This window comes from Halobacillus shinanisalinarum, from assembly GCF_022919835.1.
Classification (GTDB): domain Bacteria; phylum Bacillota; class Bacilli; order Bacillales; family Halobacillaceae; genus Halobacillus_A; species Halobacillus_A shinanisalinarum.
In genome coordinates this window covers 4813029-4834247 of record NZ_CP095074.1, presented here as the reverse complement: position 1 = coordinate 4834247, position 21219 = coordinate 4813029, and the positions used below count along the sequence as shown (strand labels likewise).

At 40.6% G+C, this 21219-nt stretch carries 24 protein-coding genes and 2 pseudogenes; 4 read left to right on the top strand and 22 right to left on the bottom strand.

Features of this window, described 5'->3' with window-relative positions; translation table 11 throughout:
• Positions 1-6: 6 nt before the first annotated feature.
• The 4 genes from hflX to miaA all read right to left on the bottom strand — a co-directional run bounded on the left by hflX (position 7) and on the right by miaA (position 3599).
• Positions 7-1239 (bottom strand): GTPase HflX, encoded by a 1233-nt coding sequence (gene hflX, locus MUO14_RS23900; RefSeq protein ID WP_244752976.1) that lies wholly within the window; start codon positions 1237-1239, stop codon positions 7-9.
• A gap of 85 nt (positions 1240-1324) precedes the next feature.
• The gene (locus tag MUO14_RS23895) at positions 1325-2266 is read right to left on the bottom strand and encodes an AAA family ATPase (RefSeq protein ID WP_244752975.1); all 942 of its coding nucleotides are present in this window, start codon (positions 2264-2266) and stop codon (positions 1325-1327) included.
• A gap of 134 nt (positions 2267-2400) precedes the next feature.
• A complete protein-coding gene (hfq, locus tag MUO14_RS23890) occupies positions 2401-2625 on the bottom strand; it encodes an RNA chaperone Hfq (RefSeq protein ID WP_244752974.1) in 225 nt (74 codons plus the stop codon).
• Between the two features lie 38 nt (positions 2626-2663).
• Positions 2664-3599, bottom strand: a complete 936-nt coding sequence (gene miaA, locus MUO14_RS23885; RefSeq protein WP_244752973.1) for a tRNA (adenosine(37)-N6)-dimethylallyltransferase MiaA — start codon at positions 3597-3599, stop codon at positions 2664-2666.
• 187 nt (positions 3600-3786) lie between these two features.
• On the opposite strand from miaA, the gene MUO14_RS23880 reads away from it, so the two are divergent.
• Positions 3787-4146: a helix-turn-helix domain-containing protein gene (locus MUO14_RS23880; protein WP_244752972.1), complete on the top strand. Its 360-nt coding sequence runs from the start codon at positions 3787-3789 to the stop codon at positions 4144-4146.
• Positions 4147-4370: 224 nt separating this feature from the next.
• On the opposite strand, the gene MUO14_RS23875 is transcribed toward MUO14_RS23880, so the two are convergent.
• The 6 genes from MUO14_RS23875 to MUO14_RS23850 form a co-directional block, all read right to left on the bottom strand.
• On the bottom strand, positions 4371-5216 hold the full coding sequence (locus MUO14_RS23875; protein ID WP_244752971.1) for a Ger(x)C family spore germination protein: 846 nt from the start codon (positions 5214-5216) through the stop codon (positions 4371-4373).
• Positions 5213-5431, bottom strand: coding sequence for a hypothetical protein (locus MUO14_RS23870; RefSeq protein WP_244752970.1), 219 nt, complete (start codon positions 5429-5431; stop codon positions 5213-5215). Before MUO14_RS23870 ends, MUO14_RS23875 begins: the two co-directional genes overlap by 4 nt.
• Before the next feature lie 6 nt (positions 5432-5437).
• Complete coding sequence (locus tag MUO14_RS23865) at positions 5438-6505, bottom strand: GerAB/ArcD/ProY family transporter (RefSeq protein WP_244752969.1); 1068 nt, start codon at positions 6503-6505, stop codon at positions 5438-5440.
• Between the two features lie 20 nt (positions 6506-6525).
• Positions 6526-7980, bottom strand: coding sequence for a spore germination protein (locus tag MUO14_RS23860; RefSeq protein WP_244752968.1), 1455 nt, complete (start codon positions 7978-7980; stop codon positions 6526-6528).
• Positions 7981-9237: 1257 nt separating this feature from the next.
• Positions 9238-9396 (bottom strand): hypothetical protein, encoded by a 159-nt coding sequence (locus MUO14_RS23855; RefSeq protein WP_244752967.1) that lies wholly within the window; start codon positions 9394-9396, stop codon positions 9238-9240.
• A 37-nt stretch (positions 9397-9433) separates the two neighbouring features.
• Positions 9434-9565 (bottom strand): enolase C-terminal domain-like protein, encoded by a 132-nt coding sequence (locus MUO14_RS23850; protein WP_244752966.1) that lies wholly within the window; start codon positions 9563-9565, stop codon positions 9434-9436.
• A 188-nt stretch (positions 9566-9753) separates the two neighbouring features.
• Here MUO14_RS23850 and MUO14_RS23845 point away from each other — a divergent pair, with 188 nt between their 5' ends.
• Complete coding sequence (locus MUO14_RS23845) at positions 9754-9966, top strand: hypothetical protein (RefSeq protein ID WP_244752965.1); 213 nt, start codon at positions 9754-9756, stop codon at positions 9964-9966.
• Complete coding sequence (locus tag MUO14_RS23840; protein ID WP_244752964.1) at positions 9951-10154, top strand: enolase C-terminal domain-like protein; 204 nt, start codon at positions 9951-9953, stop codon at positions 10152-10154. Before MUO14_RS23845 ends, MUO14_RS23840 begins: the two co-directional genes overlap by 16 nt.
• Here MUO14_RS23840 and MUO14_RS23835 read toward each other — a convergent pair.
• The 12 genes and pseudogenes from MUO14_RS23835 to MUO14_RS23785 form a co-directional block, all read right to left on the bottom strand.
• On the bottom strand, positions 10138-10587 hold the full coding sequence (locus tag MUO14_RS23835; RefSeq protein ID WP_255822218.1) for a beta/alpha barrel domain-containing protein: 450 nt from the start codon (positions 10585-10587) through the stop codon (positions 10138-10140). The genes MUO14_RS23840 and MUO14_RS23835 overlap by 17 nt on opposite strands.
• A 3-nt stretch (positions 10588-10590) precedes the next feature.
• Positions 10591-10749 carry a beta/alpha barrel domain-containing protein gene (locus MUO14_RS23830; RefSeq protein ID WP_244752963.1) on the bottom strand — a complete coding sequence of 53 codons (159 nt, stop codon included), beginning with the start codon at positions 10747-10749 and terminating at the stop codon, positions 10591-10593.
• A 39-nt stretch (positions 10750-10788) separates the two neighbouring features.
• A pseudogene (locus MUO14_RS23825) lies at positions 10789-11565 on the bottom strand (sugar kinase).
• Positions 11566-11678: 113 nt separating this feature from the next.
• Positions 11679-12242, bottom strand: coding sequence for a ribose 5-phosphate isomerase A (gene rpiA, locus MUO14_RS23820; protein WP_318035997.1), 564 nt, complete (start codon positions 12240-12242; stop codon positions 11679-11681).
• A 150-nt stretch (positions 12243-12392) separates the two neighbouring features.
• Positions 12393-13224: pseudogene (kduI, locus tag MUO14_RS23815) on the bottom strand (5-dehydro-4-deoxy-D-glucuronate isomerase).
• Between the two features lie 21 nt (positions 13225-13245).
• A complete protein-coding gene (gene kduD / locus MUO14_RS23810; protein ID WP_244752962.1) occupies positions 13246-14001 on the bottom strand; it encodes a 2-dehydro-3-deoxy-D-gluconate 5-dehydrogenase KduD in 756 nt (251 codons plus the stop codon).
• 13 nt (positions 14002-14014) lie between these two features.
• A complete protein-coding gene (locus MUO14_RS23805) occupies positions 14015-15019 on the bottom strand; it encodes a zinc-dependent alcohol dehydrogenase (protein ID WP_244752961.1) in 1005 nt (334 codons plus the stop codon).
• A 15-nt stretch (positions 15020-15034) separates the two neighbouring features.
• Positions 15035-16345: a TRAP transporter large permease gene (locus MUO14_RS23800; protein ID WP_244752960.1), complete on the bottom strand. Its 1311-nt coding sequence runs from the start codon at positions 16343-16345 to the stop codon at positions 15035-15037.
• A 28-nt stretch (positions 16346-16373) separates the two neighbouring features.
• Positions 16374-16508, bottom strand: coding sequence for a hypothetical protein (locus MUO14_RS24960; protein WP_396265779.1), 135 nt, complete (start codon positions 16506-16508; stop codon positions 16374-16376).
• Positions 16481-16858, bottom strand: a complete 378-nt coding sequence (locus MUO14_RS23795) for a TRAP transporter small permease (protein ID WP_244752959.1) — start codon at positions 16856-16858, stop codon at positions 16481-16483. The genes MUO14_RS24960 and MUO14_RS23795 overlap by 28 nt, the downstream gene beginning before the upstream one ends.
• A gap of 19 nt (positions 16859-16877) precedes the next feature.
• A complete protein-coding gene (locus MUO14_RS23790) occupies positions 16878-17888 on the bottom strand; it encodes a TRAP transporter substrate-binding protein (RefSeq protein ID WP_244752958.1) in 1011 nt (336 codons plus the stop codon).
• Positions 17885-18877, bottom strand: coding sequence for a C-terminal binding protein (locus MUO14_RS23785; protein WP_244752957.1), 993 nt, complete (start codon positions 18875-18877; stop codon positions 17885-17887). The genes MUO14_RS23790 and MUO14_RS23785 overlap by 4 nt, the downstream gene beginning before the upstream one ends.
• 332 nt (positions 18878-19209) lie before the next feature.
• Between MUO14_RS23785 and MUO14_RS23780 the strand changes: the two genes are divergently transcribed.
• On the top strand, positions 19210-20010 hold the full coding sequence (locus MUO14_RS23780; RefSeq protein ID WP_244752956.1) for an IclR family transcriptional regulator: 801 nt from the start codon (positions 19210-19212) through the stop codon (positions 20008-20010).
• Positions 20011-21219 lie beyond the last annotated feature (1209 nt).

Here is a 21219-nt window from a genome sequence, read left to right as displayed (position 1 = left end):
CCTAACTTATTGTAATATCTTATTTTTTAAAGGGTGTTCAGGATGGATATACCCATGTAAGGCATATCCTTCTCTATCTTCATGAAATTTTATCGTTGTTATAATACTCTCACTCTTGAACTGTTGCAGACGTTTACCTTGGGAAGCAGGAATGAATAAGCTATATTCATACCATTCTTCCTTAAGCACTTCTTCTACTTTATCAAGGACCCGCTTTATATCAATGCGGTCATGAACACTAACAGAAAGGGATGGAAACGTACTCGGGATAAAATCATCCTGAAGTAAATCTTTTTTATTATAAACCGTAAGTGTCGGCAAATGATCTGCATGTAAGTCCCTGAGTAATTTGTGGACTGTTTTTTCCTGTTCTTCGTGATCAGGATGGGAAGCATCAACCATATGGATGATAAAGTCAGCCTCGGTTACCTCCTCTAACGTTGAACGGAAAGCTGCAATTAAAGTTGTCGGCAAATCTTGAATAAAGCCAACCGTATCGGAAATTAACGCCTTAAAACCAGAAGGCAGGCTGACTTGCCGCGTTAACGGATCGAGGGTAGCAAACAACAAGTCTTCTTCAAACGAATTACTATCTGTTACTTTGTTGAAGAATGTGGATTTCCCAGCATTCGTATAACCTACGATCGCTACTTGAAACGCATAATTATCTTCACGCCTTTTTCTATACTGATTCCGCTGTTTTACAACGGTTTGCAAACGACGCTTAATGTCATCGATCCGGCGCTGAATATGACGACGGTCTGACTCAAGCTTCGTTTCCCCAGGACCTCGTGTACCGATCCCTCCACCAAGCCGTGAAAGCTCCGTTCCTTGCCCAGCGAGTCTTGGTAATAAATATTGCAGCTGGGCAAGCTCTACTTGAAGCTTTCCTTCCTTCGTCCGTGCTCGGCTGGCAAAGATATCTAATATTAACTGACTTCGATCGATCACCCGCCGCTCTAAACGATCGGCGATATTCCTTAACTGTCCCGGCGACAGCTCATCATTGAACACAACGATCCCCGCTTCACTTTTGTCGATTTCTTCCTTAATTTCTGCCAGTTTTCCTTCACCAATATACGTAGCCGGGTGAACACGCTCACGTTTTTGGACCATCACTTTACACACTTCGCCCCCGGCTGTTTCGGTTAACGATTTTAGCTCCTCAAGCGAGGAAGTGAACCTTTCTTCCTCCTGAGCAGGATCTCTTCTAGCGACTAATACGACTTGTTCTTTCATTGTTATTGGATTCATCCTTTTCATTATGAAAACCGTTTGCCCCTATCATACCAAAAAGGCATAAAGAGAGCACATTTCCTCTCTTTTAATGATAGTTAGTTTTTTCATTTATTTGTTGAAAATCTTCTGCCTCAAGTGTAATCAAGGTTGCTCTTGCATGGTCCGAACTCCCCGCCACTCTATAGGCGTGTTTTCGTATCGCTTCTTCGATTACATTTCTAACATATCTCGCATTTGAAAAATTATGCTGGGACTGGTAACAAACAGCTACTAAATGTTCGTATAATTTCTTACTTGCCTGTGGGGAAAGGGCGTAATCCCTATCCTGCACCATAACATCTGCAATGGCGGATAACTCGATTGCCGAATAATCATCAAATTCAAGTTGGATCGGGAAGCGTGAAGCCAGCCCTGGATTAATATTTAGAAAATCTTCCATTTCATATGGGTAGCCCGCCAGGATAATCACCAGTTCATCGTGATGATCCTCCATACATTTGACGATGGTATCAATGGCTTCCTTACCAAAGTCTTTATCGCCGCCCCGCGCCAAAGAATAGGCCTCATCAATAAACAATACGCCACCGATCGCCTTCTTTATTAAATCCTTTGTTTTTTGAGCGGTATGACCGATATATTCGCCAACGAGATCACTCCGGTCAGCCTCAATAAAATGTCCTTTTTCTAATACTTCCATTTCTTGAAACAAAGTAGCAACCATTCGAGCAATCGTCGTCTTCCCCGTACCAGGGTTACCTTTAAAGATCATGTGTAACACTTGACCATTTGACTTCAAGCCTAAATCTTTTCTTTTTTGAGCAATGAGTACTTGAGCATAGATCTCTTTCACACGAACTTTCAATTCCTGCATCCCTATAATCGGGTTAAAGTATTGGTCAATTTTACGGAAAGGCGCCATATGCTTCCCTTTGGCAGAAGGAGAATTTACGGCATCAGCCTTCCCTTTTGCTTCGTTTAATACAATGTTAATCGTTCCTGGGCGCGCCGCTTTTGCTTGTGGATACACATCGATCCCTCCTCATTTCCAAGTATCATACGCGAAAACAAAAGAATCTGTGACATCCGCCTATAAAGAAAAACAGAAGCGCCCGTATTTCCCCATGAAAAAACGAGCGCGAATCCCGCGCTCGTCACCACTCTCTATTCTTTATCAAGAGCAATATTTTTCGCAGGTGCGAAAGTTGAAATTGCATGCTTGAAAATTAGTTGTTGTTTACCGTCTGTTTCAAATAGAACAGTAAAATTATCAAAGGCCTTTACTACGCCCCGCAACTGAAAGCCATTTAGTAAAAAGACCGTTATTTGCATACGTTCTTTTCTTAATTGATTTAAATAATTGTCTTGAATGTTTACGGACTGAGCCATGAATCTTCCTCCTCTTTTCTATCTATATTATTATCATTCTAGCTTTTTTCCAGCATTCCTGCTAAATCATGTAATATTTTTTCGAATTTATTCTCATAGTTCTCTGGATGAATAGTGTACCAATGAACATTCAGCTTATTCTTGAAATATGTGTATTGTCGCTTAGCGTAACGTCTAGAATTACGTTTTAACAGTTCAACAGCACGATCGAGCTCATATTCCCCCTTAAAGTAAGGAATGAATTCTTTATAGCCAATCGCACTCATCGATTGATACCCTTCCAGCCCCCGTTCATATAAGCTTCGGACTTCACTTACTAAACCGTCTTCGATCATTTGATCAACGCGGCTATTAATCCTTATATAAAGCAGCTCCCTATCCATTTCAAGCCCAATAAAAATAGGCTGAAAAGGAGAAACGGAACTTTGCAGAGATTGATACTCACTCATCGTTTGTCCTGTAGATTCATATACTTCAAGGGCCCTTAGCACCCGCCGTTCATTATTCGGATGAATCTTTTCTGCTTGAACAGGGTCAATACGCACCAACCGATCATACATCGCTTGAATCCCCTGCTCCCTCGCTTGCTGTTCAAGACCCTTCATAATCCGTTCGTCTTTTTCCTCTGATGAAAAATTGTAATCAAATAGTGTCGCTTGTATGTACAACCCCGTGCCTCCCACTAAAACAGGTACCTTCCCGCGCTCATAAATAGCGACAATAAGTGATTGCACTTTTTTTTGAAACTCAGCCACAGAAAATGATTGACCAGCATCCTTTACATCAATCATATGGTGAACAACGCCTTCCATCTCGTTCGTCGTCACTTTCGCCGTCCCGATATTCATGTCGCGATAAATCTGCATCGAATCTCCACTGATAACTTCCCCGTTGAAGCGTTTAGCAGTTTCGACACCAAGTTTTGACTTACCAACCGCTGTAGGGCCGACAATACTAATCACCTTAGGTTTCAAAAAATCACCCTCCTTTCTTACATCAATTATTATACACGAATCGCTCTAGGTTCCTATATAATTCAACTAAATAACGGAATCCGTTACCTATATTAACGCATTCCTTTAGCGCAAATAAAGGATTCCGTTACTTAACCTATCGACTTTCGTTAGTTTTGTGGTATAATAAGTGAAGGAGGTGTCTGACGTGGTTTATCAACGTATTCGGTCATTAAGAAAAGAGAGACGTTTAACTCAAACGATGTTAGCAGAAAAGGTAGGCGTTTCCGCACAAGTTGTATCGAATTGGGAACGTCATTACACCTCACCAGACCTTGATGATCTTTCGAAAATTGCTTATGCATTGAATACAACTGCTGATTACCTATTAGGGCTAAGTGATGAAAAGGAAGATGAAATGAGGGAAATCAAACTATTTTTGCAGAATAAAGGCTATGAGAAGCCGGTTATTTTTGATAAAGAGGCATGGCTCAATGTGCAGCCTGAAGAAATAAATCAAATCGAGAACTACTTTCGTTTTCTACTACAGCAAAAGCATCCATCATAATTTCCTTGAAATGTATTATGTAAACCATTCGGTGTTAAAAGAAGCTGAACTTCCCGACGAAGGGACTTCAGCTTCTTTTTATCGTTTACGATTAAACACTTTGGGTTCCGGAAGTGACAGCCATTATTATACTATCAAACATTATTGTACCTTTAATTTGCATTAGATTCTCGACATGGAACTCCCATTTCAACTAGAACTGGGAGTCCTTTATCAATGCCTTTTTATTTTTTTACCCCTGTTTGAGTAAGAACAGGTTCTACCTCAACAGTAATATTGATAGAGGGATAACTTTCCTCCCATTGCTTGTAACGAAATTCCCTTTGCCTACTCCTCACTTGCTCCCCAAGTCCAATTGGGTCAATATTTTCCTCCTGAAATCGTTTAACCAATTCGTTAGCTTTTTGTTCTAGTTTCTCTTTTAATTGCTCGGTTACCTGATCCATGTTATTAGCCAAATTATTGCCCGTGTATTCTTTTATTACCCCTTCAAAAACTACCGAAATTTTAATATCCTCCCCTGACTTATCTACTTCATATTTTCTAGAAGAGGATACATTTTGAATAGCAGCATTGAACTCGTCTGTCTTAAGCATATACTCCCCTTCTCCTACATCCTCCGTTAACATTTTAAAAATTAGGCCCTCTTTTAAGGAGATTCTATAGACATATTTATCCTCCTTAAAAAATGCAATTCCACTAACTTTCGCTTTATCATTTTTTAGTTTCAACATAGGTAAGTAAGCGTCACTTGTCTGATTTAAATAATGAAAGCCAAATTCTTTTAAATTCGTTGTCGGAAGATTTCCCATGTGATCAAGCAAATCTGTTATAAAAACTCCGGACTCTTTCTTTCTCTCTTTTATAATCTTCATAAATTCTAAAGTAGAACCTTCTACGATAGCTAACTGGAGTTTAGCTCCTATATTCGGCTCACGTGACAGATAATCCGTATATTTAGCAAGCCCTCTACGTGCAAGTTCTTCATTGAATAATACAACTTCCAATTTCCCATTAAATAATTCTCCAGAAGCCTCTGTATTTAATTGGGCAAGGTTTTCATAAATCATAGACGCCGTTCCCGTATAGAGGAAATTATTGACCTTCCCTCTTTAGAGTATTTAGATGAGAGAACGGTACCACGGATTTGCTCGTCTTCCATTGCATCATAGCCTGCAGCGGTAACGAGCTGAATCTGGTCAACAATTTTTTTAGGCATCGTATAATTTACTAGTAATCCGATTGAAATGAGCAGCAAAAATACGACACTTTTATTTAGTCGCATGTTTTTTCACCTTTTCCATAATAAAATAGGACAAAACCAAAATCGGAACATAGACGTATAATATGCCGATCCCCACATAGGAAATCCCGAGGAAAAGCTCATTATCTGTTCCCAAGTGTCTAGTAATAAACAGAAGACAAAAATAACGAGAAGGAAAAAGATCGATATACGCTCTTGAGAGATGGTGGTAATCCTTTTTACAATTCTGCTTCCACCCCAAAGGTATAAGGAAATATTCGGTAAAATTATATAAAACCAAGTAGCAATTCCAATGTATTCGAATCGATCCATAAAAGGAAGTTCAATGATTTTCCATAACATAAGGGTTGGCCAAATTAATTCCTTTAATTGCTCATGTGTAAAATATGCAAACGTTACTAGACTAACAACCGTGTATACTGCCGTGGAGAATACATTTCCAAGATGGGCCCATACTTGTGACTTTCGTGCTTCACTTATAAATGGATAATAGACCAATAATACTCCCGTACCCAATAAATTAAAAACTGCTATAGGCGCCGAAGAGATTAGTTCCATTAAGGAATGATCAAATATTGGTAAAATTTTTGTCGCATGCGAGTAAGGTAAAGGAAAAAATAAAGTGAATATAAGAAAAGAAGGAATAGCTACACCAAAGAAACACACTCCGACGATTGTACGAAAGCCTCCGGAGATAATGTAATAAACGAGTGGGAGAATAGCCAGTAACAAACCCCAAATATTAACAAAAGGGAACATCCACACTTGAATGACCTCAATAAAGATACGCAGAATCAAAGCTGCTAAAAATATTAAATAGAGGGAAAACACCATACTTAACAAACTGCCTATCCACTTTCCATACACTTTACAATTGATAGCTACAAGGTCAGTCTTTTCCTTATTCATTATTTGATACATCATCCAGATGACAATATTCATGGTAATTCCCGCCAGAATGATGGACATCCATGCATCGTGACCGGCATATTTAGCAATTTCACTCTGAAAACTAAGAACCCCCACTCCGAGCTGAGCGGATACAACTATGAAGAAAACCATGAAGGGGGAGACCTGGTCTTGTTTTTTAATCATGAATTGCCTCCTCGTTGAACTCATCGCTTTGAGTTTTCTTCCTCAAAACGTGTAGGCTGATTAGTCCTGACTTCAAGCGGCCGCTTCTTCTGATAACGGAAGGGGAGCCTGATAAATGCATCTTTTAAATCTTTGAATCGGAAAGGAAAAACAGGTTCTAAAAAAGGTCTTCCCAAAGAAGTTAACCGCAATAAATGGACCATTACATAGCACATACAGATCGTTATTCCTACTAAACCCCACACGTGAGCAAATAGTAAAAAAGGAAAACGCATGAGGCGAATCGTATTACTCATTTTGTAAACAGGTGTAGTAAATGAACCCAATGCTCCAAGTGCTACAATGATTAAGAGCACGTTACTGGTTAATCCTGCTTCAACAGAAGCTGTTCCAATAACAATACCTCCAACGATACCGATCGTCTGCCCAACTTTTGTGGGCAGTCTTGCCCCGGCCTCACGTAATAATTCAATCGTTAGCTCTAAAATAAGTGCTTCTAAAATCGGCGGAAATGGGACCTGAGCTCGTGAACTGATTAAGGTTGCCAAAAGTGACTCTGGAATGATATCAAAATGATGCGTTAAAATAGCGACATAAAAAGGAGTAACTAAAATAGAAAAGGTGACGGCAAATAGGCGAATCATCCTGAAGATCGATGCAACTATCCAATTTAAAAAGTAATCCTCAAAAGCCGAAAAGAATTCAACCAGGGTGGTTGGCCCAATCAGAACATGTGGAGAACCATCGACCAAAATGGCTACTTTTCCTTCTGTCAGCACAGAAGCAATACGATCAGGTCTCTCTGTATCAAGTAACTGAGGGAAAGGTGAATTCGTATCATCGGAAATCAATTGTTGAATAAATGAGCTATCAACGATTTGATCAATATCTATATCTTTAATGCGTTGTATCACAGTTTTTACATTTTCGGCGTCCGCAAAGTCTTCAATGTATGCCACAGCAACGGTTGTCTTTGTTACACTGCCTACATTCATCTCTTTTATCATTAAATGAGAAACCGGGATTCTCTTTCGTATTAAATTTAGATTGGTTTCAATGTCTTCAATAAAAGCTTCTTTGGGGCCGACTACGCTAAACTCCACTTCTGGAATTGATACTTGGCGCTTCTCATTTAGTGGTGTCGCAACTAATAGACATTCTGTAGATTCTTCCATGAAGATGGCGATTTTCCCATTTAATAGTTCTTGTTCAATCTCTTTTTTATCCTCCGTTATTTGAATCTGGTTTGAAGGAAGAATGGAACTCAATTCCTCAAGATCAGTAAAGGTAGCCTGTTTCATATAGGACATAACCAATTCCTGAAAAACTTTTTTATCGATGATAGAGTTAAAATATCCTATGTAAAAAGAAGCCTCTTCCTTATTCACCTGACTGCTTTTAAAATCATCATTTTGTTTGAGCTGCTCAAGGAAGTTATTCAGTTCTTCGTTCTGTTGGTTTTCGCGATTTCCCATGGGTTACATCCTTTAAGTTCTATTTTTCAATAGGTGTTGAGCCCGCTTAGTATGGTTATAGAAGGAACTAATTATGTAGTAACGAAGTTTAAAATATATAACATCCACCTCGCTACTGTGCAATCTTCTTAAATAATTGAGCTAGCTTTGTGATGTTCAAACCGTTCTAATAAACCTGAAAATCCCAAATAGTCACATACAAAACAAGCGCCAACCCCTAATAAATCAAGGATTGGCGCTTTAAGTTTCTTACATCACTCGTTTAAATACACTACTTCACGAACGTACATTTTCTTTCATATTACTGACAAAACCAATAAATCACCTTTCAATACCTATGGCAATTTCGCACATTTTCATAACCTTTTAGGCAATTCGTGATCAATTATGTGGTCACCCTCTTTTTTGTGGTCAGATGGTTGACCCATGTTTTAAAAGGCTGTTGAACATCACAGGGTTACCTAAAGTGATCTATGAAGGAAACCTTATAATCAAGGATGGATAAACTGAAATGAAAAAAATCCAACATGATGAAACCAGCACGAATTCTGTGACTTTCATAAATCCACGAAAAATAATCTTATTTTGTTTCGAATAACGCTTTGTTATATGCCTAAAAACTAATATTGGTGTCATTCATATGCGTCGTCTACGGTAGTTTTTTTATCCACTTTTTTTACTCTTTATGAACCGCATAACTCCTAAATTACTTTTTTAAGCAAAGTGATCATGATAGTCTCTTTTGATGTCTATTTCCCAATTCGTGATCATTTATATGATCATGTGACCAATCTAATAATTTATGTCACCTAATTCCCCCCACTTACGATAACAGAGTAGGGGTTTTTTGTAGTTGACGCAAAAGGGTGATTAAAGCTTCAAAAGAGCATCCGCATGATTGTGGTATGATTTAAAATATGAAAACAACGTTTGATCACAACACCATGTGATCACCGGCCTCTGTCATATCAAGGTTTATGGGGGGCAACTTACATCATGCCGCCCATTCCCTGAAGTTAATAAATACTTAATGATAAGAGTTAAAAACTCTATATAGTAGGATACCCAACGTGACGGTACTAGTTTGTGGTTAATTAAGTTATCAAAATTCATGAACAACATCCAGTCAATATCAAGTCATAAATAGTGGATTTTTAATCAACATTAACTTAAGCGAATTCCACTAAAACATATAGGCCTGTCTTTAGAGATGATACTAATAGATTGGAGGTATTTAATGACCCTTGCAGTATCAAATTACTGTTCTTTTAATACTTCCTTCAACCCCGATTCTTTATTAAGCTCTACGCCAAATCCCGGTGTATCGTCTACCTTCAATTTACCATTTTCCGGTATAGGTTCATCTTTTATTAATGGATAAAACTGAGGTGCTAGGTGATCTGCCTCAGGGCTCATAACAAGTATTCAGTAAAGGGGCTGTTTATTTTGGTAGTTACATAATGATGCTGTAAACTCCACTTCCATGAGGTATGACTAGCTTTCCAAAGCTTTCTGCTAGATTCCCTATTTTAATGAGTTCTGTCAATCCCCCACACCAGCCAACGTCTGGTTGAATAATATCCAAATCACACATCTCCAACAAAGTTTAAATCCATATCGGGTCGCCTCGTGCTCTCCACCCGTTACCATGATATTATATGGCAGAATGGGCTAGGAGATATGAAGGAGAGATAATAGAAAGTGATCAGCCTAATGAACAAATCCCAGACTTTGAAGCTAGTAATTGGAAGGTATTTTCATAGGGATATAAAGATGATGTATAGGGTTTATGGGGATTTATGGGTGATAGAAGCAGATCAAATTAACCCTATCCCAAGCGCTTTACTGAGGAAGGCCGCCCGTCCTGATTTAGCAAAAGAAATGGGTTTTATAGGAGGGAAAATGCCTTTGAAATATAGTCCAGCTGATGGGGAAGAAGGATTAAGGAAAAATATAGAGCAAGTAAAAAAATGCGTAACCTTGTAGGGGAAGATCATTGGTTGATGTGGGATTGTTGGATGTCTTTAGACCTTCCCTATGCTCAAAAGTTAATGCAAAAATCGGATGAATTAGGCTTCAAATGGATAGAAGAATGTTTTAATCCAGATGATTACTGGCCTTATCGGGATTTAAAGAAACGAGCTGGAAGGGTTATGATTATAACTGATGAGTGATCTCTTTAGAAGCACTGGTCACTTCTTTTTGACTTGATTGATATAGGCTGCAGCCTACACTTATAGCAACTGCTCCATTATCCAGCCATTCGTGTACATTAGCTACACTTACCCCGCCGGAAGGCATAAGATTTGCTTGAGGAAGCGGTCCTTTCATTGCCTTTAGGCCGCCTGGTGTGATGATATTTCCAGGAAATAACTTAACGATATCTGCGCCAGCCTCCATAGCCGCAATGACTTCTTTAGCGGTTTGGCAGCCAGGTATATAAACAATCTGATATCGGTTGCACAGTTTGGCTACCTCAGGAACGAAGTTTGGACCTACAATAAATTGGGCTCCTGCTTCAATCGCCATTCGCGCTGTAACTTCGTCAAGGACGGTACCAGCTCCAATGATCCAGCTTTTGTCTTTTTGCTGGGAGAGCCTTTCAATTACTTACGTAGCTCCAGGAACGGTATAGGTAAGCTCCATAATCGTTATGCCGCCTGAATAGGACCCTTCTGTTATCATTTCAGCCTCTTCCTGTGTATCTCCTCGAATTACCGCAATCAATTTTTCCTGATGAATCATCTGTAAAGTATGCAGTTTATTCATTCGTCACATTCCTTTCTATCGGTCGATGACTTTTTTCTCCTACACTTCCTGAACTTCTTCATAATAAGGAAGCCCTTCGCTATCACCTTTAACTCCGACGACCATGGAACCGATCTTATTTCCAAAATGCAGCACCTTCTTTAATGGCCACCCTTGAAGAATCCCGTAGAGCACTCCTGCGTTAAACCCATCGCCCGCTCCAACGGTATCTACAACTTTAGCTGCAGGTACAGGTTCTGCCGTTGCTTCTTCAAAAGGATCATAACCGATGGAACCAAGCTCTCCACGTTTTAATGCAACGAAGGGGATACCTAAGGCACGTGTCCGGGCGATTATTTTTTCCGGCTCCTTTTCTCCCAGAAGAATATCCACTTCGGCCAGCAGCGGGGCAAGCGTTTCTCGTGCCTTTGTTTTATTCCATAATTTCAATCGAATATTAGGATCAAACGAAACCTTCACACCATTTTTCTTGGCGAGCCGGACGGCTTCTTTTAACACCGGAATGTTACTGTCATCAATTGCAGGGAAAATTCCTGTAATATGTAAAATGTCAGCCTGTTTAATGTAGGTTTCATCTAAGTCTTCCGGTATCATCGACAAGGTAGGCGAGTTCTCCCTGTAATAAAAGGTGCGCACACTGCCGTCCTCCATCATTTCCTTAAAGCCGAGGGAAGTGGGTGTCCCATCTTGAAGCTGGACTTATGACGTATCCACGCCTTCACCTCTGGCAAAATTTCTGATCGATCGCCCGAATTCATCACGACCCAGTCTGCTGATCCACCCCATCTTGAGTCTCAGCCTTGAGCCTCCAATCAAAACATTTAACCTGCACCTCCCACCTTTTTTTCGAACTGATGAGCGAATCTCATCGGCCCTTTCGTGAAAGGTTCAAAAACAGCCAGGGCATCCCCAATCGTAACGATATTCATTCAATTCCCTCCTTTGATAATACGGTTTCCTACGAAAATGTCGGTGGCCATGTTTATAAATAAGCCGTTTTCCACTACACCGGCAATTTGATTAATTTGAGCATGCAGCTTTGCGGGATCAGAAATGCTTGTGAAGTGACAATCCACAATATAATTGCCATTATCTGATAAAAAGATTTCGTTTTGCTGCGTTCGTAATTGGACACGGCAGCCCAGGGACTCTAGGACAGCCGCTGTCATCTGCCATCCAAAGGGAACAACTTCTACAGGAAGTGGAAAAGCCCCAAGCTGTGGTACAACCTTAGTTGAATCTGCAATGATTATGAGTCGACCAGCATAAGCATCGATAATTTTCTCCCGGACGAGCGATCCACCTCCGCCTTTTACCAGTTGACCTTCAGCTATTTCATCTGCACCGTCTATAGCGACATCGATACAGGTGTTTTCATTTATTGGTGTTAATGGAATACCAAGGGTACGCCCCAGCCGTTCGGTTTTCTTCGATGTTGGAACTCCTTGAATATTCATTCCTTCCTTTACACGTTTACCGAGTACCTCAAGCATGATTGTAACCGTACTTCCTGAGCCGAGACCCACTTACCGTCGTCGATTAACTGAACTGCCTGCTGCGCAGCAAGCGCCTTTTCTTCATCATTATTCACCCTCTCCCTCCTCTAAATGAAGTAAGCCTCTAAAAAGAGGCTTACAGCAATCCTATTTAATTCGTTCCATGTCGACATGGTCCATATCTGTAAATGTATAGTTCTCTCCGGCCATTGCCCAAATAAACGTATAATTGTTTGTCCCTACGCCTGAGTGAATCGACCAGGGAGGGGAGAGAACGGCCTGCTGGTTTTTCACTACGATTTTTCTAGTATTGTCTGGCTCTCCCATAAAATGAAACACTTTAGAATTCTCATCCATATCAAAATATAGATACGCTTCCATTCGACGATCGTGCACGTGAGGAGGCATTGTATTCCACATATTGTTTGGTGCAAGGAACGTCATACCAAGCATTAATTGGCAGCTTTTTATGCCGTCCTCATAAATATATTTGCAGATGTGGCGTTTGTTGGACTCGCTGTCTGATCCTAAATGTGTCTGAACGGTATCTTTTAAAGCCAGTTTCTGCACTGGTATTCTTTATGAGCCGTTGCAGATACTAAATAGAAAGAAGCCGGGGAAGCAGGGTCCGTACTTTCAAGCGTTACTTCCTCTTTTCCCTTCCCTATGTATAAACAATCCCGCTCCTGTAATTCGTAGGTTTCGTTATCCACAGTGACTCTTCCAGACACAGAAGAAATATTTACAACGCCTATCTCCCTTCTCTCAAGGAAAAAGTTTGTTTTTAATGTGTCTTGGTCTTCGAGGGTAAGCGGCTCCGCTACCGGAACAGCCCCTCCTATAATTAATCGGTCATAATGGGAGTAGACCATCGAGATCTCTCCTTGTTTAAATAGTCCTGTACAAGAAAATCCTGACGAATTCTTTCATTATCATAGTGATTAAAATCAGCTGGGTTCGCTGAGTACCTTATTTCCATTCTTTTCATACTTCCTATTATTTATCGACCTAAATATCCTCCATCAACGGCTAGTGTAAATCCGTGAATGTAATCCGAAGCAGGCGAAGCCAGGAAAACAGCGGCTCCGCGAAGGTCTTTAGGTTCTCCCCATCTCTTAGCAGGGATGCGGTTTAAAATTTCCTTATTCCTTGTTTCATCATCTATCAATGCTGTATTCATTTCTGTGGCCATATATCCAGGAGCAATGGCATTTACGTTAACACCTTGTTCCGCCCACTCATTGGCCAGAGATTTCGTAAATTGCATAACTGCTCCTTTACTCGCCGCATAAGCGGGAACTGTAAACCCTCCATGGAACGACAGCATGGAAGCCATATTGATAATTTTTCCGCTGCCTTGCTGAATCATCCTGCGTCCAAACTTCTGACAGAGCAGAAAGACAGCATTAGTATTAATGTTCATGACAAAGTCCCAGTCTTCTTTTGGAAAATCCACACTAGGGTGACGTTTCTGTACGCCTGCATTGTTAACGAGAATGTCCACTTTCCCAAATTCTTCAATAATTTGAGAAACCAAATCATCAAATTGTTCAGTGTGCTGAAGATCGAAATTAATCCCTTTAGCATTAACTCCATAACGATGAAGCTCTTTAACGACTTCAGGCTTTACGTTTCTTGCCACCACAACTACATCTGCTCCTGATTCCGCCAGACCCGCCGCTATATCCTTGCCTAGTCCTCGATTTCCTCCGGTAACGACAGCGACCTTTCCGGTTAAGTCAAATAGCTGATTCATTTTTAGAGCTCCCTTACTTAAATTTATACATTACTTTAACCGCATCCATATTGGAAGTTAGTAACTGAAACCCTCGTTCAGCTTCCTCAGGGCGAAGAACATTTGTGATGATTCTTTCAAACTCCGGATGTTTCGCCAGCAAATCTGCAGCTATTTGAAAATCTTTATCTGTGTAGACCCTGACAAATTGAATGGACAGCTCTTTAAACATCCCTTGCAGCAGATTTAATTCGGCCGGCTTTTTATAAGCAGCTATAATAATGATCCGGCCTCTTACCTTCACGATATCTGTTAATGCGTTTAGGACGGCAGGGTGACCGGCACAGTCAAATACAAAATCAGCACCAGCACCATTCGTTGCATTCAGCACTTCTGCTTTTATGTCATCCTTTTCCGCATGAATCGTTGTAAAGCCAAGCTCAGCTGCTTTTTGTAACCGATGCTCATTTGGTTCGACCACTGTCACATCAGCAGCACCGTAGCTTCGTAACGTCTGAGCGACACACAGGCCAATCGTACCAGCGCCAAAAATAACGATTCCATCTCCCGGTACATACCCACCTTGTCTTACAGCGTGAACGGCTACAGCTATGGGTTCGATCAATGCTCCTGCTGCGAGCGAGACACTATCAGGGAGGGCAACTACGTTTTCTTGAGGAACTGTGACGTAAGCTCCCATACCTCCGTCACAATCGATGCCGATCAGCTTTAAGTTTTTACATACGTGGCTTTGGCCGGTTGTACATGGAAGGCAGGTCCCGCATTTCAATAAAGGATTCACAGTAACACGAGTCCCTTGAGGAAGAACAGAATGCCCTTCAACGATCGTTCCGGAAAATTCATGCCCTAAGACTAAAGGGGCTTCGGCACGAGGATGAGCTCCTGCATAAATGTTAAGATCACTTCCACAGATTCCTACGTGAGACGTTTTAATCAGCACCTCTCCCCCGGCAGCTTGCGGTGAATTCTTTTCTCGATAAGCGACCTGTTGAGGTCCTTCATATACAATTGTTTCCATCCTTTTTCCTCCTTTTTATCTGGATATTAAGTTGAACGCCTCCGGCAGCAGCAAGGAAACAGAAGGTACGTACACGACAATTAGTAATACGACGACGGCCATCGCAAAAAACGGCAGCAATGGTCTTACAATCCCTTCAATCGGCAGTCCTGCTACTCTTGATCCTACGAAAATAACAGGTCCTACAGGAGGTGTTATCGTTCCAATGCTTAAGTTAAATACCATAATGATTCCAAAATGCACCGGGTCCATTCCAAAACTTTGAGCGATCGGAAGGAAGATCGGTGTGAAAATGAGAATTGCCGGGGTCGGGTCCATAAACGTTCCAATAAGAAGTAATACGAGATTCATGATTAATAGAATAATAATCATATTTCCTGTAAGTGACAGCAGCGTGTCAGCTATTAGACCCGGGATGTTTGTAAAGGACATCACCCATGACATAATCGAAGAAACACCAATTAAAAACAGCACAATGGAAGTTGTCCTCGTTGCATCAAGCAAAATGGCAGGCAGGTCTTTCCATTTAATCGTACGGTAGATAAAGGAAAGCAACAGTGCGTACACTACAGCAATTGCTGAAGCCTCCGTCGCAGTGAAAACTCCGCCAATAATACCGCCGATGACAATCACTACAAGGAGTAAGCTTGGCACTGCATCAATAAATACAAACAGCTTCTGTTTGAATGTAAGATTGATCTGGCTTTTATACCCTCTCTTCTTAGCGATCACAAGAGCAACCAATATACAGCCCAGTCCCCATAAAATGCCTGGAAGGTACCCTGCCACGAATAAAGCGGCTATGGAAGTTCCGCCGCTGACGAGGGAATAAACAATCATGATGTTGCTCGGCGGAATAAGCATTCCCGTTGGTGCCGATCCTATATTTACTGCGGCACTAAATTCCCTTTTGTACCCTTCCTTTTCCTGCATCGGAGACATCGTACTTCCGACCGCGGCGGCAGCTGCCACAGCTGATCCGCTTAAAGAACCAAACAGCATGTTCGCAAATGTATTCGTATGAGCAAGAGAACCAGGCATCCGGCCGCTCAGGACCTTGGCACAGTTGACTAATCTCGCAGCAATTCCCCCGTTGTTCATAATGCCTCCAGCTAGTACAAAAAAAGGAATGGCTAACAATGTAAACGAGTTCATTCCTGTGAACATCCGCTGAGCCGAAGTTAATAATCCATCATCAAAATCAACGATGGTGAAAATAGCCAGCACCGAAGCAATACCCACGCTGACACTTATCGGTACGCCGATAATTAAAAACAAAGTAACACCTATGCCTAGAATCAATGCAACTAGTATGGCAGCATCCATATCTATTTCCCCCTCCTGTAACGAGTAACTATAGTTGCTCTATTGGTTTTCCTTTCTTTAAAACCAAATAAATATTATAGATGCAGTAAAACATCATAAACGCCCCGCTTACAGGTAATCCGGCATATAAATACCCTACCGGAATCGACAGAGAAGCCGACATTTGATTCCAGGCAATCTCAGTAGCCAGGTAGCCCCGAGTATGAGAGCCAGCAGTACAAATACAATACTTACAATCTCTATGAACACTTCGACCCCCATTTTGATCCTGTTAGGCAGCTTATCTTTAATGAAATGTATCGCCATGTGCCCGTTTTCTCCGAATACAAAAGCCGCACCGAACAGGACAAGCCATACAAAGCAATACTTCGCCAACTCCTCAGAAATTACACTGGGATGGTTTAAGACAAACCTTGTAAATACCTGCCAGGTAACCAGGGTGACAAGGAAAGCGAACAGTCCTACACAGACTGTTCCTAACACCTTGTCTAACGTTCTTTTAATGAATTCCATCTTTTTTCACCACTCCAATTTATTCTGCAGCTTCACGTACTTTTTCATATAAATCCTTCGTTGTATCCGTCGTCAACTTCTCTTCAATCAGTGGTTCAACTTCTTTCTGGAACACACTAATATCAACATCATTAAACTCAGCACCAGCTTCTATGGCTTCTTCCTCTGCAGCCGCTACTTCTTCCTCAAACATATCACTATTCATTTCAATTGCTGCTTGGAACTCTTCCATAAATATGTCCTGGTGTTCTTCTGACATGTCATTAAATAAATCGGAGTTGATTATTAAGTAATCAGGTACCATTAAATGCTGGGTTTTACTGTAATAAGGCGCCACTTCTACGTGTTTTAAATCATTGTAAATCAACTCGTTGTTCTCTCCGCCATCGAGTACTCCCGATTGAATGGCTGTGTAAACTTCTCCCTGTCCCATTGGGGTTCCGACACCGCCCATGCGTTCAAGCATTTGAACGTTTGTATCGCTCTCCATTACGCGGATTTTCATGCCGCTTAAATCCTCAGGAGTGTTGATTGGCTGTTCTTTGTTATAAACATTTCTAACACCGCCGTGGAATGCGCCGACCACACGAAGTCCATCGTCTTCAACCGACGTGTACAGATCACTTGTAATATCTTCGTTGTTTAAAACATCCATTTGATGCTCTTTTGAATCATAGACATATGGAAGGTTAAACACGACGAAATCTTCATTAATGCTTTCCATCAGGCTTCCCGCAACAATTGACATTGCAATTGTGCCGGACTGAGTCAGCTCTAACGTTTCTCGTTGAGCCCCCAATGTTTCATTCGGGGAAACTTCTACTTCATATGCTCCATCCGTTCGTTCATAAAATTTCTCACCAAATGCTTCCATAGCTTGAAACTGCGGATGCTCTTCCGGCTGATTGAATGCAACTTTTAATTTCTCCGTTTTTTGAGATTCCCCTGAGGTTCCTTCAGTCCCGCCGCACCCTGAAATAATCAAAGCCATGCAGAAAACGCTTACAAACAACGTTGAAATTTTTTTCATTTTACACGCTCCTCTTTGATATGAATTTGGTTGACTGGATAATGTACTTGTTCCCCTTTAAGAAAGCGACTCGCTTCCTCAGCTACCTTACGCTTCAACTCAAGTGCGGCCTGCTCTGAGTACCATGCCATATGAGGGGTACAAACGAAATTTCTATGTTTAAATAAAGAATGATCAGCCGGCAGAGGTTCTATAGAAGCAACATCTACTCCCGCTCCTGCAATCCATTTCTCCTGCAAGGCTTTATCTAAGGCAATTTCATTAATAATCCCTCCACGCGACACATTTAACAAATAAGCAGAAGGCTTCATCATTTTTAATTCTTGTTCATCAATCAGGTGATGCGCTTTGTCTAACGGGCAATGGATAGAAACTGCATCCGATTCTATTAACAAATCTTGAAGACTAACCATCTCCACTCCATCTACGCTTTCCTTTGAAAATTCATGGCTGAATTTAGGATCATAACCAATTACGCGGCATCCTAACGCCTTAACCTTGTTCGCAAAGGACGTTCCGATTCTGCCAAGCCCAATTATCCCAACGGTTTGATCGCTATGTCTGTAAATCGGTGCACTTTCTTGATAATCCCAGACACCTTCACGGACCTTATCGTTCATCAGCTCAATTTTTCTTGTAAAATTCAACAATAATGCTAATGCATGATCGGCCACTTCATTCATTCCGTAGTCAGGTACATTACAAACTTGCACGTTATAGCGTGAAGCAGCTTCTAAATCAACATTGTTAACACCTACTCCATAACGAACAACGAGGGACAAATCCGGAAGCTGACTTAGCACGGCTTCAGTAATTGGGGCGTACTGATTAATAAATACACGAGACCCTTTTCCCTGTTCAATCAGGTCTTCCTCTGTCTGACATTGCTTAAGCTCATAAGAGACAGATGCTTCATGAAATAAGCGAGCTTCTGTTTCCACGTCCGCATGATCACAATCTGTAATCAATACCTCAGGTTGATTCATCATTAACCTCCTCCTTCACATGCAATAAAAACCCAATTAAATGGCAACGCTTTCAGCTTTCATCATAAAACCACTTATTTAATCGGATTATCAACCCCCTTAAATAGCAATTATAAAATAAAACGGAATTTCGTTCCACAAAACTAATTCTAACAATTTTTTTGAATATTTCAACACAAAATTTGGATTTTATTTATTTTTTTACTAAATTAGGAAATCATAATAGAGTCAGGATTTGATTGAAAAGGAATTGACTAGCTTGCTCTTTGGCCTTAACATTAAATACAGAGACAGCGTTCCAATTTTATGATTTTAAAAGGAGTTGAAATGATTCCATGCAAACCCCCGAACCAAAAGCAAGCACACAATCTAATTCAGCTGTAGAAAGAGCTCTTACCATCTTGGAATTAATATCTGCTAAAGATTCACCTGTCAGCCTTGCGGAAGTATCACAGGAGCTTGGTATTGCTAAAAGCACCACCCATAGAATTATGGAAGCTCTTAAGATAAAAGGTTTTATTGAGCTTGTCGAAGGCACTGAAAAGTATCAAGTGGGATTAAAAGCAATAGAAGTGGGGATGTCGAGTCTTACGAAGTGGAACTTGGTAGACATCGTAACTCCTTACTTAAGGCAGCTCGCACTCGACTTAAATGAAACTGCGTTCTTAGCGGTATATGATAACGGAGATGTTGTTTACTTATACAAAGCGGAGGCCAACCAGTCCGTCAGAACTACTGCGGAACTTGGTACGAGGAAACCTATTCATTCTACAGGTTTAGGTAAGGCGATTGTATCCACCTTTCACATTGAGGAAGTAGACCGCGTCTTAACTAAAAAAGGGATGCCTAAGTTTACCGAGCGAACGATCACTGACCGTCAGGCTTATTTAGAAGAGTTGAGCCACGTCAGACAAAATGGTTATTCAATGGACGACGAAGAAGCCGAAGTCGGACTGACCTGCATCGCCGTTCCAATATTCAATTACACAGGCAAAGCTATTGCAGCCATAAGTGTAGCCGGTCCAACAGATCGTATGGTCAATAAAAAGGAGGAGGTAATTGACTCATTAAAAAGCGTGAACGGCCATATCTCCAACCGTTTGGGATTTGTTCCGGCTATGAGGATCAATGTGTAATTGATATAAAAAACACCTTTTGAAGTGGAATCTGCTTTCAGATGTCCATTCAAAAGGTGTTTTTTCGTGATTGAATTTCTAAGATGTTTACCGAGACTTTATGAGCATTATATCCCCTGTCAACACTTTAATTCATCCTCAACGTAGAACAGTCACTAAGTGAACTTATTGATCAGAAGTCTATGTCTTCTAATATAGTTTTTTCTTTACCTTCTTCAATAAACACAACATTATCTTTTTGCTTATTGGAAAACTTTTAAAATTTATTCCAACCCTCTAATGGACTACTAACTAAATCCTACTTTTAACAACTCCTCTACAACAACTGAGGAACGTGTTTGTCCGGTAGTAATTGTGTTTATTAAAGATTTTCTTTACTTGCGCTCGCATCCATCCAACTGAAAAATAACTCTTGTAAATTAATTATATTTCTCTCATAAAGTACCGATTTTGCTTCCCCCATGATTTAATCCCAATAAATTAGATATATCTTTTAAAGAAAGTGATTCACCCTAACCCCTGAGATCCCTAACTTCCTAGCAATTGCGCTATTTGAGAACCCCTCATTCTTCAACTGGTGAATTTTATGATAGTTCATTCTTCTTTCCACTCCTAAGCCCTCACTTTCAATTAACTAAGATAAGTATATTGAAAGTGTTTTAGAAAACTGTTAACTCTAGTTTAGCGTTTACATTTACTCTGTGGAGGCGTTGATAGCCGAATCTCATGGAGCTGAGTTGCACCAATCCTGGCTAAGAATATGCATCTTTATATCATCTCCAAATTAGTGTAACGGATTGTACCCCCCCTGCTCATATTTAAGAATAAAAGAAAAGCCTCTCAAGAGATTATAATCTCTTGAGAGGCTTGTAGGTTTAGTGGACGATTTTAAAAACCAGTCATAATCCAGTCAAATTGTTCTCAAACCCTATATTGAAAGGGGGTTGGGCGCTATCACATCATGCCGCCCATTCACTCGGCTATTTAATAGGACAATAATAAGTTCTACAAAACCTTGTTATATCAAGGTTTCCATCGCAAAGTTAATTTATAAACCACAATAAGTTTTAAAACTTTATGAACAGTATCCAGTCATAATCCAGTCACCAAAACGTCTAAATTTCAGACTAAAAGAAGTGGATCTCAATGAAACAGAGCTTGCCACTCAAATTGTTTTAGCTTCGACTGTTTCAGTATGATTACAGTGAC